Annotated in this window: 12 protein-coding genes; 5 read left to right on the forward strand and 7 right to left on the reverse strand. The window is 56.1% G+C overall.

What is annotated here, in order from left to right; translation table 11 throughout:
- Positions 1-36: 36 nt before the first annotated feature.
- Positions 37-1,017, reverse strand: a complete 981-nt coding sequence (locus ON072_RS19055) for a catalase family peroxidase (protein WP_261753310.1) — start codon at positions 1,015-1,017, stop codon at positions 37-39.
- Positions 1,018-1,156: 139 nt separating this feature from the next.
- On the opposite strand from ON072_RS19055, the gene fumC reads away from it, so the two are divergent.
- The 4 genes from fumC (at position 1,157) to rarD (ending at position 6,285) form a co-directional block, all read left to right on the forward strand.
- Complete coding sequence (gene fumC, locus ON072_RS19060; protein ID WP_261753309.1) at positions 1,157-2,548, forward strand: class II fumarate hydratase; 1,392 nt, start codon at positions 1,157-1,159, stop codon at positions 2,546-2,548.
- A gap of 100 nt (positions 2,549-2,648) precedes the next feature.
- On the forward strand, positions 2,649-3,197 hold the full coding sequence (locus ON072_RS19065) for a DUF2799 domain-containing protein (protein WP_025011753.1): 549 nt from the start codon (positions 2,649-2,651) through the stop codon (positions 3,195-3,197).
- Positions 3,198-4,745: 1,548 nt separating this feature from the next.
- Complete coding sequence (locus ON072_RS19070) at positions 4,746-5,306, forward strand: GNAT family N-acetyltransferase (RefSeq protein WP_025011752.1); 561 nt, start codon at positions 4,746-4,748, stop codon at positions 5,304-5,306.
- Between the two features lie 85 nt (positions 5,307-5,391).
- The gene (gene rarD / locus ON072_RS19075; RefSeq protein WP_261753308.1) at positions 5,392-6,285 is read left to right on the forward strand and encodes an EamA family transporter RarD; all 894 of its coding nucleotides are present in this window, start codon (positions 5,392-5,394) and stop codon (positions 6,283-6,285) included.
- On the opposite strand, the gene mnmD is transcribed toward rarD, so the two are convergent.
- The 5 genes from mnmD to ON072_RS19100 form a co-directional block, all read right to left on the reverse strand.
- Positions 6,271-6,981 (reverse strand): tRNA (5-methylaminomethyl-2-thiouridine)(34)-methyltransferase MnmD, encoded by a 711-nt coding sequence (gene mnmD, locus ON072_RS19080; protein ID WP_062794010.1) that lies wholly within the window; start codon positions 6,979-6,981, stop codon positions 6,271-6,273. The genes rarD and mnmD overlap by 15 nt on opposite strands.
- A 92-nt stretch (positions 6,982-7,073) precedes the next feature.
- Positions 7,074-7,811: a DsbA family protein gene (locus ON072_RS19085; protein WP_071237382.1), complete on the reverse strand. Its 738-nt coding sequence runs from the start codon at positions 7,809-7,811 to the stop codon at positions 7,074-7,076.
- A gap of 11 nt (positions 7,812-7,822) precedes the next feature.
- Complete coding sequence (locus ON072_RS19090; RefSeq protein ID WP_071237383.1) at positions 7,823-8,350, reverse strand: protein disulfide oxidoreductase; 528 nt, start codon at positions 8,348-8,350, stop codon at positions 7,823-7,825.
- Positions 8,347-10,392 carry a protein-disulfide reductase DsbD family protein gene (locus tag ON072_RS19095; protein ID WP_261753307.1) on the reverse strand — a complete coding sequence of 682 codons (2,046 nt, stop codon included), beginning with the start codon at positions 10,390-10,392 and terminating at the stop codon, positions 8,347-8,349. The genes ON072_RS19090 and ON072_RS19095 overlap by 4 nt, the downstream gene beginning before the upstream one ends.
- A 104-nt stretch (positions 10,393-10,496) precedes the next feature.
- Complete coding sequence (locus tag ON072_RS19100; protein ID WP_261753306.1) at positions 10,497-10,901, reverse strand: hypothetical protein; 405 nt, start codon at positions 10,899-10,901, stop codon at positions 10,497-10,499.
- 157 nt (positions 10,902-11,058) lie between these two features.
- On the opposite strand from ON072_RS19100, the gene ON072_RS19105 reads away from it, so the two are divergent.
- Positions 11,059-11,742, forward strand: a complete 684-nt coding sequence (locus ON072_RS19105) for a Crp/Fnr family transcriptional regulator (protein WP_261753305.1) — start codon at positions 11,059-11,061, stop codon at positions 11,740-11,742.
- Between the two features lie 28 nt (positions 11,743-11,770).
- Here the strand turns inward: ON072_RS19105 and tsgA are convergent, their stop codons facing one another.
- On the reverse strand, positions 11,771-12,943 hold the full coding sequence (tsgA, locus tag ON072_RS19110) for an MFS transporter TsgA (protein ID WP_261753304.1): 1,173 nt from the start codon (positions 12,941-12,943) through the stop codon (positions 11,771-11,773).
- Positions 12,944-13,023 lie beyond the last annotated feature (80 nt).

The raw sequence follows: 13,023 nt of genomic DNA on the forward strand, positions 1-13,023 counted from the left end.
ACATTTTTAAGGTTCGTTCCTGTCATTTTATTGCCGTTACTGGCCGCTTAGACGCTTGCCGAAAGAGATAGCATAAGCCGCGGATCTCAGCCGCAGCACAGGGTCATCACTGGCGGCAATCCCTTTACTGAGCACATTGGGATCAAAATTCAGCTTGTCACAGGCCGAAGCCGCAACCGAGTCTATGGTCAGGCGCCCGAGGGCGACTCTGGGCCGGTTATCCGGCCACTGCTGTGAAGGGTCCAGTAAGGGATCCCCCTCCTCGGCCAGGGTCAGTTTAAGCTCAAACTGAGCCGGTCCTGTTTTCAGCCTCTGCATCAACCTGTCCTGCAGAAAATCATTCGGCAATTGTGTCATCTCGGCATCCGTCAGAGGCTGCTCTCCGTCCACAGGCCAAAGCTCCCAGCGACCAAAGCGCTTTTGCTGGTCTTCATTACCAAAGATAAAGCTGTGAATGCCAAAGTAGTTGACCGATGTATAGGCCGCCGGCGGATTGTGCTGCTTGAGCCACTGCCCCTGGCGGGCGGCATCCGGATGCTGCTGTAGATAGCGTGCAACCGCGCCGGTTTCCCCCTCACGCTGAGCCAATGACGCGCGCAGCAAACCAAGAAAACTGTCGGGATCTTTTCCCGGAAACACAGGCGTACTCAGCCCGGCCAACTGATGCACCTGCCCGTCTGGCAGTTCGATGCGCACGCCTATCCCTCTTGGGCTGCGACTGGTATCGGCCACAAAAGGATCGCCACCCGCCATGGAAAAACGTACCTGAGCGGGCAGTGCCTGCTCTGTGGCAAACAGAGGTAACTCCTTGAGCCAGACCTCCCCGGCACTCGGCCGGAAACTACCTATGGTGCAAATTCCCTTGGCATGTCCCTTGCGCTCTCCCGGATGTTGACCGGAAAGTGCTTCAAATACTTGAATAAAATCATTTGCCTGAGCCGCCATTACCGAACTGGAGCCCAAAACACCCAACTGAGTCCCCAAGAGCAATAACGCAGACCAAACCGATACTCTCATGCTTACTCCCTTTGTAAAAATCAGAATCCAGGCCTGAAACAGGCCGCCCAACCCAGACCGGGAACAGCGGCGGATTATTTCAGGAGTGGGCCAAAGGCCATGCTATGCTGAGGACGATGACAGACGACAGGAGGCGGCAATGCAATATCGGATTGAGCAAGACACTCTGGGCGAAGTCAAGGTCGAAGCAGACAAATACTGGGGCGCCCAAACCCAGCGCAGCCTGGAAAACTTCCCCATAGGCCCGCAAGCGAGTATGCCAAAGGCCATCATCCACGCCTTCGCCCTGTTGAAAAAAGCCGCAGCCCAGACCAATGCCGAGCTTGGGCAACTGCCCAAGGACAAGGCGGCGCTCATCGCCAGAGTTTGCGACGAAATCTTGGCGGGCCAACTGGAGCAGCACTTTCCACTGGTCATTTGGCAGACCGGCAGCGGCACCCAAACCAATATGAACCTCAACGAGGTGATAGCCAATCGCGGCATGGCTCTGGCAAACAAGGCCATCAGCCTGAGCCCGAATGATGATGTCAATCGCAGCCAGAGCAGCAATGATACCTTCCCCAGCGCCATGCATATCGCCGTGGTGCTCAAGACCTGCAGACACACACTGCCCGCCATAGCTGCGCTGCGCGATAGCCTAAAACACAAGTCACAACAGTTTGCCGATATTCCCAAAACCGGCCGCACCCACTTTATGGATGCCACCCCGCTGACACTGGGACAGGAGATCAGCGCCTGGGTGACTCTGTTGGATAAAGGCATAGGCGCCATAGAGCAGGCGTTGGCAAACTGCCGTGAATTGGCTCTTGGCGGCACAGCCGTGGGGACTGGGCTCAATTCTCCTGCAGGTTATGCCGAGCGCGCCGCCGAACTGATATCGTCATTCAGTGGTGAGCAGTTTGTCAGCGCGGCCAACAAGTTCGAGGCACTGAGTGCCAGCGATGCCATGGTGGAACTCAGCGGCGCCTTCAAGCGCCTGGCGGTCAGCCTGATGAAGATAGGCAATGATGTTCGCATGCTCGCCAGCGGCCCCCGTTGCGGTATAGGGGAACTGCAGTTGCCTGCCAACGAACCCGGCTCCAGCATAATGCCCGGCAAGGTTAACCCGACTCAGTGCGAGGCGCTGACCATGGTGGCGGCTCAGGTGATGGGCAACGATCTTGCCGTCAGCATAGGTGCCAGCAACGGCCAATTTCAGCTCAATGTCTTTCGGCCGCTCATCGCCGCCAATCTGCTGCAAAGCGCCGAATTGCTGGGTGATGCCTGTCTGAGCTTCGATGAACGCTGCGCTTCGGGGCTGGAACCCAACCGCCAGATGATCGCCAAGCAGTTGCAGCGCTCCTTGATGCTGGTCACCAGCCTCAATCCTCACATAGGCTATGCCAAGGCTGCCCAAATCGCCAAGGACGCCCACCAAAGAGGCATTAGTCTGAGGCAAGCTGCGTTGGAGTCAGGACTGGTGACAGAGGCCGAGTTTGATACTTGGGTCAATCCGGCAAACATGTTGGGCCCTTTCGAGGTTAAATTGTAAATTTGTATTAAAACGTATCAGCATTAGAGCTAATCGCTGTATTATGCCGATTCACCGCCATATTGTCGGCATTTTCAACTGATACGCAGTAATTTACAGAATGAAATACCAAAATATCTTGTTGGCACTGAGCGCGCTCATGCTGACCCAATGCAGTTCACTCGACCTCAATCAATGCCAAAACTCAGATTGGTTTTCCCTGGGGCTTCAGGATGGCAACAATGGAGCTCATGCCAGCAGAATCAATGATTATGCCGAGGATTGTGCCGAGTTCGGTATCCGGGTCAATCATAGCGATTGGCGCGAAGGCTATCTAAAGGGGCTGCAAAATTACTGTCAGCCGGAAAATGGTTACCGTGTCGGTCTGGCGGGTGAAGGCTATGCCGGGGTCTGCTCCAGCAACGCCTTTGTCGAACAGTACAATGCCGGCTACCGCCAATACCAGCTCAATAAACGCGCCGATGAGATCCGCAACCGCCTGCGTCAGATCGACTATGAGATCCGCGATCTGGATAAGAAGCTGGTGTCCATGACAGACAAGGCCAGCACTCTGGAGAAGAAAAAACAGCTGCTGAATGAAAAAGATAACCTGGTGAATGAGCTCAGGTATCTTCATGTACCGGATGTGCAGTTCAGATGGCAATTCTGAGGCTCGCCTTCGATATCAAGCTATCCAGCGCCAAAACTCATGAGTTTAATCTGTGCGCCTGTTTTCAGCCCCAGATAAAATTGTGACCGTCGAAATAGGTCCTAATTTCGTTCCTGCACCGCAAGTGATGGGCTGCAGCTTAGCTGGCAGCTAAAACCTAGTTCATTGGTGGTTTGGGCTCAAAGCCATGATAGCCGCAGTGCCAGCGGCCTAAAGTCGTGGAGCAAGTGCATCCATGCACAAGGGCCAGTTTGCCATCCCTGGCTCTCGCTCGAAAGCACGTTGCTATGCAACTCTCGCCGCCCCACACCCGACCAAGCGGGGATCAACAGCAATCCCCTCTTGGATCTCCCTTGCCGCCCCACACGGTGTCGAAAGCCCCTCGGCCTAATGGCGCAAATAACTACCGCTTCAGACGCTCATCCCTGATTCGACTGGCGCTGCTTCGGCATCCATGCCTCAGCCACGTTATTTGCGCCAACGGCTTTCGGCGACACCGAGGGGGAATTGGTGCAATTCTATTAGCACTGAGTAGCTGGAAGCATTTCAGAGTTCTGCAGATATACACCTAATTCCAGGCACAGGCGAAACTGTGACCTTCCGAGCCAGGGATGGCGAGGCAGAGCTTACACGGACGTACTCGCAGCGTGTCACAGGATCGCCTGTGCATAAGCCTGCGGCAGGCAATGAGCAACATCCGTCGCCGGAAGCTCGGGCAATACTAGCTTAGATACTTTTAGCTGGAAGCCATGATAGCCGCTGTACCAGCGGTCTAAAGTCGTGGAGCAAGTGCATCCATGCACAAGGGCCAGTTCGCCATCCCTGGCTCTCGCTCGTAAGCATGTCGCTATGCGACACTCGCCGCCCCACACCCGAGGAAAGGGGGCTGTATCGACTCGCCCCCTTTCCAAACCCCCAGCGACCCGCGACGCAGCGGACAACCCCTTGTGCTTATGATACCAATTCGCTATCGCGCCAGGCGCTCAGAGTCACATCCATGTGACTCTGGCCCAGCTCAACATCCTGTTTCGCGCTCGTTAGCTCGTCGCTAGACGACACTCGCCCCTGATTAACTGGCGCTGAGTGGGCATCTGCCGGACAGGAGTCCCAATGCCGTGAAGGGCAGGACGCCCGTGAACGGCCATGCCTCGCTACGCGATTGTCATCAACGCCCTGCGGCCGCTTCAAGCGGGAGTCGGTGTAATTCTGTGAAAATGGAGTAGCTTGAAACTTCTCAAGTGTTTATAGACATACACTTGATTCCCAGGCACAGGTGGAACTGTGACCGTCGAAAACAAGGATGTTTTCGTCGAGGCTACAGGGACGTATTAACGCCGTGTCACAGGATCGCCTGTGCATAAGCCTGCGGCAGGCAATGAGCAACATCCGTCGCCGGAAGCTCAGGCAATACTGGCTTAGATACTTTTAGCTCAAAGCCCTGATAACCGCAGCGCCAGCTGCACAACCCCTTTCTGGTGCCAACAGTTCTGGCACCTCCCCCATCCCTGGGTTAACTTGGCAAGTTGAACTCAAAGGAGGAAACGCGCAATGTCCGACTGCATATTGCAACCCTTTCAGCCACAATGGGCCGGTTTGTTACTCTCCTGGATAGAGTCGGCAGAGGCTTGTCTGCGCTGGGCAGGCCCAGGGCTGGGTTGGCCGCTGTCACCATCAAAGCTGCAGCAGCATCAAGCCCAGGCAAACCTCACCCCTTTGGCGCTGACAAGAGTCGAAGACAGTGACCAAGCTAGCCTGGACAGCGACTCGCTGCTGGGCTATCTGGAACTGCTGGCCAGAAAACCCGATGAGATCCGGCTATGCCGGGTGATCTGCTCCCCCAAGCATAGAGGCAAGGGGCTGGGGCGGGAGTTAATGCGTCAGGGTATAGAGCGCGCCTTTGCCGATCCCAAGGTTACGCATCTAAGCCTAGCTGTGTTCCATGACAATCTCGCGGCCCGCCGCTGTTATCAGGCACTGGGGTTTGAGATAGTGGCCCGAGGCCAGCTGGCGGAAACGAAAACAAATAATTTTCCCGCTTCTGATGCTGAGTTACTGGAAATGCAGCTCCAGCGCCGTCACTGGTTTAAACAGAATGAAAAGATTTTTTAAACAGTGAGTTAATTCACTTCCCTTTTATAAGGGCCATGCCAGAATAGCCGCCATATCCGAGTATTGTGTTGTTTCGGTGACAATCATGTCCAGCTCTCTCAAGGGAAACGCTCTGGCGGCCTTCTCTTTCGTGCTTTGGGGAATATTACCCCTCTACTATCAATTGCTGCCGGATGCGGCCATCTTCGAATTGCTGGCCTTCAGGGTCATCTGGTCAGTGCCCTTTATGCTGCTGGTCTTTGTCCTGTTGAGACGACCATTACCAGCCTTTGGCGCGCTGTGGCGCGATAAACGCTCATTGCTGCTGTGCTTTGCCGCCGGGCTTATTATGTGTATCTCCTGGGTCAGCTTCACCTGGGCCCTGACCCATGGTCAGGTGCTGGCGGCCAGCCAGGGATTCTTTATCAACCCTCTGTTTGCCATCGCTCTGGGGGTGCTGTTCCTCGGCGACAAGCTGAGTAAGGCGCAACTGGCCGCCGTGGTGCTGGCCATTGCCGGTATTGGCTGGCAGGTATATCAATGCGGCAGCCTGCCCTGGTTGTCTCTGGTGATGGGCAGCTTTTTTGCCCTCTACGGGCTGCTGAAAAAGTTTATCCGCTTTGACTCCTTCACCTCGGTTACCCTGGAAGCACTGCTGCTGACTCCCTTTGCTTTGGGCTACCTCTGTTATCTGCTGGCCACAGAGCAAAGCGCCGCACTGGCTGGCGGCAGCGAAGGCATTATGCTCTATATCGGCTCGGCGCCCGTGACGCTGGCGCCGCTGATCCTATTCAGCCTGGCGCTGAGATACACGAGTCTGTCCATGGTGGGTTTGCTGCAATACATTGAGCCCAGCCTGCAATTTTTGCTGGCGGTAGTCATCTTTGGTGAGGTGTTTGACGAGGTGAAACTGGTGAGTTTCTCCCTCATCTGGGCCGGGCTGCTGCTGTGCTCGTTGGAGGCCTTGCCCGGCCTGCGTCGCAGCTTAAAGCGGGTCTAACTTCCAGGCGCGGGTCATCTCGCGCTTGCCCAGGGCTCCCGGGTAAGCTTTAACCTGAAAACCGGCGGCCTTGAGATCTCGCTTGAACTGGCCATTGGCGCAGTAAGACACCAATAAGCCGCCCTGCTCCAGCAACCCATAGCACTTTTTGAAGTTATCCAGCGCCCATACATCCGGCTGCTTGCTGGGGGCGAAGGCATCGTAATACACCAAGTTGAAGGGTTCGCCCTGCCACTCGAGCTGCTCCAGTTTGCCCTTGACCTTACGCAACACAAAACCCGGCATGACTTCCACATCCTGATCCCAGGGGGCGGCGTGCAAGGCATCGAACAGCGGCGCATACCAGCCGGGCAGCATGCCCTTGTAGTTCAGCCCTTCAATCAGCTCAGCGGACAAGGGATAAGGCTCTATGGTGACATAGCGCACCGGCAGCGGCGCCAAGCCACTCTGCTGACGCGCCTTTGTCAGCTCCAGCACCTTACCCAGGGTCATGAGGGCATTGAGCCCGGTGCCAAAGCCCACTTCCAGAATCGCCAGATGGTCAAAGTCCTGCAACACCTGCTCGAGCCCGGCGTGGATAAACACATAACGGGATTCGGCCAACGCCCCCTTGTGGGAGTGGTAGGTCTCATTGAGCTCGGCATTAAATAGAGTATGTGACCCGTCTTCGGTCAGCTGCAGGCTTACGTGTTTCATCTCGACTCTTAATCATCTGTGCGGGGAAAGCCGGGGCGCTCGCCCCGGCGACGGCCAATTATCCCAGAAAGGCGATAACGGCCGCAAGCCAATTACCCTTGGCGCTCCAGCACCTGCTGTACCACGGCCTTGAGGGTGGCATAGTCGATATAGCCGGGGATCACTTCATCACCTATGAGCAGTGTCGGCGTGCCTCCAAAGCCCAGTTCAGAGAAGACTCTCACATTGGTATGCATCAACTCGTCGGCGCTCGAGCTGGGCTTGAGGTATTGTTCTGTGCCCGTGGCCTTGGCGACCTGCTGCAGTGAGTTCCCTGTGTGCATGCCATTCTTGGCCATCAAGAGTTCATGTACCCGGGGGAAATCCTTGCGATCCTGCTGCCAAACCTCGAGGGCAAAGGCGCCGGAAGAAAGCTCAGTGCCCTGGGCCTTTATCTGCCTCAATGGTACAAACACATTGACCACCTGTAAGTTTGGGAACTCCTTTAAAAGCTTGGCAAATTCCAGTTCCATCCGCTTACAGTAGGGGCAGTTGTAGTCGGTAAACACCACCAGTTGCAACTCAGGCTTGCTGCTGCCCATGGTCGGCATCTGCGGGTTGTTGAACAGCCAGTCCTTGTGCTTGGCCAGCGCTTGCTGCTGCAACTGTCGCTGCTCCACATAAGACTCTATGCTGCCGAGCACGCCGGGAATGATCTCCGGATGCTTGACCAAAATGCTGCGGATCTGCCCCAGTTGCTGTTCCTCTTGTTGGCTCAACTTCTGCTCTGCCGCCTGTAAACTGCCGCTGGCCGCCAGCAGCCAGGCACTCAATACTATCCAATACTTCATCTTGTTATTCCTCAAATTAAATTCATTTTTGTCAGCCAGAGTCGCAGCCAGATCCCCGGCCAACTTGTGACTCCTGTGGTGCTACTGCGGATTTCGCCCTGATAGATAAACAATAGCGTCGGTGTCGCCGACACTCCAAGGGAGCGCGCCAAGGCGCCGCTGGGGTCATTGACCACCTCAAAGCCGTAACCCTTGTTTTGCAGGTACCGCTTGACCTGGGTGTTATTGCCCGATTGCAGCGCCACAGTCACCACCTGCTCGCTGTCACTGAAACCATCTACAGTGCCGGACACCAAGGGGCAGACGCCACACCAGCTGGCCCAGTAGTACAGGATGACCGGGCGCTCCATACTCATGGCGGCAATATCCAGCTGACTGCCGGCCAGGCTCTGAACCGTTTGCAGCGGCAGGGTTTCCGGCATCTCGCGGCTGCGAAAGGCATCGAGGGCAACACTCACCACCAGAATGAATAGCCCATAGCCAAGCAGGGTCTTGAGCCATTTAAGCCCCTTGTGGGCCGGTTTATTTTCCTGGGTCATTGTCTGCTCTCCGCTTCGGCCAAGGCCGCCAATACTCCATCACTGCTGAGGATTACCGGTAATGGCTTACCGGCGGGGGTTCCCGGGCCATAGACCTGATTGAAAGGTACCCCAAAGCGGCCATTGGCCTTGAGATAGGCGGTAATTTCTTCACTGGGCTTGGTCCAGTCACCGCGCATCAGCAGCACTCTGTCATCGCCGAGGGCATCATAGACAGGGTTTTGCAGCAGCACCCCCACCTTGTTGGCCTGACAGGTAATGCACCAGTCGGCCGTGACATCGACAAACACTGTCTTGCCCTCATCGACCGCCTGTTTAAGCTGCACCAAATTCAGCGGTTGCCAATGGTGATCCGAAGGCAAAGGGCTGACCCAGGCATCCCGGGTCAGATAACCAACCCCCAGCGCCAAGCTGGCAACCAGAAAACTGCCGCCAATGGCATACACCATTACCTGAGTGCCGTAACGCTTGCCCAGCAGTCCCAGTGTCAGCAACAACATCAAGGCGCCCAGCCCCAAGATGACAGCAACAGAGAAGAAGCTTTGCAGCAGACTCAGCAGCCATAGACAGGTTGCCAACATCATCAGCGCGAACACAGGCTTGACCCAGTTCATCCAGCGCCCGGGCTTGGGTAAACGCTGCGCCAACGCCGGCCACAACGCCAACATCAACCAGGGCAAGGCCATCCCCAGCCCCATGGCGCTGAAAAGGGCAAACAGCATGGGATAGTCGGCGCCGAGGGCGAAGGCCACCGCAGTACCAAGAAACGGCGCGGTACACGGCGTAGCCAGCAGCGTGGCCAGCATCCCCTGCAGCATATGACCAAGGCGCGAATCATCACCGGCTCCGGCCAGGCGGGTCTGCCACTTGGAAGGCAGGTTGATTTCAAACACCCCCAGCAGGTTGAGGCCGAAGCCCCAGGTCAGCAGCACCATAAAGCCGATAAACCAGGGCTGCTGGAACTGTATCCCCCAGCCCAGCGACTGACCGGACAACTTCAGCAAGCTAAGACCGGCGGCAATCAACCAGAAGGACAGTAAAATACCCAGCGCCGAAGCCATAAAATGGCCGCGAACCTGACTGCGACTGCCCTGGCTGCTCATCATGACCCCGTGCACCTTCATGCCCAGCACAGGCAATACGCAAGGCATGATGTTGAGAATAAGGCCACCGGCCAGCGCCATCAAAAACAGGCTCCACAGCGGCAGGCTTGGCTGCGGCTTGGCAACATGGCCTGTGGCGATGGCACCGCTCAGTTCTGCCGAAAGGTGTGTGTCGGCCAGATGGATCAGCAGCGGCTTGCCCTCCAGCTCTGGCGTTCCCAGCCAATGTTTGACCCCGAAAGTGGCGGTCAGCCGTTTGCCATCTATCTGGATCTGCGGCCGGGAGAAGATCAGCTCACTGACTGTCTCATCCTCGCCGAACAGAAACAGATCTGCCTGTTGCCAGGGGCTTGCGGCTTCTATAGCCAGTTGCAGCAACTGCTGTTTTTCATCCCAGACAATCGACTGCAATACCGCGCCGCCATTGCCCTGTGGCACCTTGGCCATCGCCTCGCCCCACTGGTGCAAAAAGCCGTCATCGGCCTTAAGCCCGGCGGCCTGACCGCTCAGCTCCACAGGGTAATCGGTCAACACACAGACATTGGTGCAGGAAGACAGGGTCAGGGTGCCCTTGAGCCGAAACGGCTGCCCGGGATCCTTGAGGCGAATAGTCAGTGGAAACAAGGTATCGCCCTTGTAACCCAGAGTTTCTATGCCCTGCAACACATAGCGCTGCGGCAAGGGCCAGTGCCAGTCGACCGCGGCAATATTCTCCGAGGCAGACCAGTCCAGGGTCGGCGGGATCCCGCCTTCCCCCGGCGCGCGCCAGTAGGTTTTCCAGTCGCCGCTCAGGGCCACATCCAGCAAGGCGTTGAGCTCACCGACTTGGCCGGCATCGACATCGGCCAGCGTCAGTTGCACCTTAACCGGAGGATGATCCGGGTGCTTGAGCCAGCCACTGCTCAGCGGCTCTGCCAATGCAACTTGGCTGAGCAGCATCAGACATACCGCGAAGGCATGCCATATTCTTTTTAAATACATGAAATTAGCTCCAAAATAAAACATCAGAACCCGGTGTTAACCGGCAAAAGTTCAGGATGTTTTCATTCCAGATACACGCACAACACTGAGTGTCGCCTTCGTTTGGAGACTATGGGATGGGAGAGATAAACACTGAAAGGCCGGGTACTGCCGAGCCAGTTGAGCAACAGCAGAAACAGCAACAGGGCCGTGAGTCCCAGTTGCAGTACCACAGGTTGCAGATTCAGCATATGGGAAGACAGATGGCAGGGCTCTTCATTGAGCTGCGCCTTGCCCGCATCATTGGCGTGAGTCGGCGCAGTATCAACGCCGAGTTGCGTCAGCTGATGCTGGGCCTTGAGCAGGCAGGAACCAAACAGCGAAAGCTGCTGACCAAAACAGAGCAGGATCACCAGCAGACTGATGATCAATGACACCAGCGCCCTGTCTTTGAGGGAAAAGCGGTTAACACCGAGTGAAAACCCCATGCTGCACTTTGCTCTGTATGGCCCAAGAATGCCGATAGGGTTCCATGATTGACGACAAAGGTCAATCCTGAAACCGCTACCGTAACCAATCCTTGCTTGCCATCTGCGCTATTGGCAGGATAATCAAACCCACCAAGCCACAGTTTGCGACCCCAAGATGCAGCTCAAACCTCTTACCCAAGGCAGATACTCCCAGGAGTGGCAATCAGACTACCCTCTGGTGGAGCGGGTATTGCTCAGCTGCGTCAGCGAGCAGCGCCGCTTTGCGCCGGGAGAGGCCTTGATGCAACAGGGGCAAAAGCTGAATCAACTGGTACTGGTGCCCAGTGGCAAAATCGCCATGAGCTACAGCGCCCGCAACGGCCGCAACTTTCAACTTGGCACCCTGAAATGCGACTCGCAGCTATTCGGTGAAATGGAGTTTTTCACCCAGTATCCCTGTCAGTTGGATATTCTGGCAGAAACCACCCTGACCTGCGGCATTATTCCCGCCGACAAGCTGCAACAAGCCCTGGGTGAGCACCCCAGGCTGGCGCTGTTTTTCGCCAGTGCCATCGCCATAGATTATCAGGACACAGTGGACATCTTCACCCGGCGAATGCTCTACCCCATCAGCTACAACATTGCCTACGACCTCTACCACCAACAGCTGGACGATCTGCCGGTATCTGGGTTCAACAAGGGCTATCTGGAGGCCGAGCGGTTCGGCACTACCGCCAGAGTCTACCGCCGGGCGATACAATCTCTGGAAGATGCCGGGTTGGTTCGGCGCAGCAAGGGCAAGCTGGAGATTATGGATCTCAAGGCGCTGCAGGCTTTGGTCGAGCAAGGGGAGCTTTAGCTCCCCTATCTATTGATTGAGAAGTGGCTCAGGCCAAAGCCGCCTCGGCCTGACGCTTAAAGCCAAAATTGGACACCAGCAGCATCAGCAAGATCACCCCATAGAGCACAGGAATGGCGTACATGACGGTCTGCAAGCCCACTATCTTTTCCGCCATCGAGCTGATCGCCGGGCTGAACATGGCACCGGCACTGCCGCTGATCAAAATGAAGGACACATTGCGGCTACTGGCTTGTTTCACAAAGGAAACCCCATAGGCGATAAAGGCGTTATACAGCGCGGCGCAGACAAAGCCGTAGCCATAGGTCAGGTATCCCAGGGTTTCCAGATCGCCACTGCTGACAATCCAACTGGTGAGCAGCAGTGCCAACGAGATGATCATCAACAGGAAGTGGCGGATCTGCATCCGGGTCACTATCAGGGTTGAGATCAAGGCGCCCACCAACGCCGCCGACCAGTACTGGGTGATGATATTGCCCGCCTCTTCAAACGGGATCTCAAACTTCTGTTTCACAAACATAGGCGCCCAGGTGAGGAAGGTATAGAGCGCCAACATGCCCAGAAACAGTCCCAGACCGCCGCTGATAATGCCGAAGTTCCATTCGGAACGCTGAGCGGACTGCGCCTGTTCACCCTGGCCCTGCACCCGGCTGAATGAGGTGAAGGCCGCCAGTGCCAGGGTCAGCAAGGCCACCAGGCCTACCGCCAGATAGCTGTAACTCCAGGCCAGTGAGTGTGTCAGCGCATAAGTGGTGATCAGCGGAAACACCACCCCGGCCACGTTAAAGGTGGCATCCTGCACCACCAACATGGTGGACTGGATTCGCTCTTGCCACAGGGACACCACCAGAGTACCGGCGATACACAGGCCGATGCCGCCGCACAGGCCCACCAGCGTCATGGCCACCATGACCACTGTCAGCGAAGAGCCAAAATGCAGTGCCAGCGCCGACAGGAAGATGACGGCATAGCTCAGCAGTGTCATCGGCTTGATACCGACCTTTTCAATCAACAAAAAGGCCACAACAGTCCCCGCCAGGGCGCCGCCGTTCAGCAGTGAGAAGATAGAAGCCACATCGTTGACATCGGCCCCGAAGCGGGTGGCAATCGGCTCTATCAACATACCGAACTGAGAGGCGAAACCCGCCATGATAAAGTTGGCCAGAAAACTGATGGCCGTCAGTGTGATTTTATTATTCATTTTTTATCATCCATCAACGTATTAGGGAAGGTGCGAATAAGTCCTCGTGGCCTTCTCTTTTGTAGAGAGTGGCTTGCACA

The organism is Shewanella sp. K8, assembly GCF_028823715.1.
Lineage (GTDB): Bacteria > Pseudomonadota > Gammaproteobacteria > Enterobacterales > Shewanellaceae > Shewanella > Shewanella algae.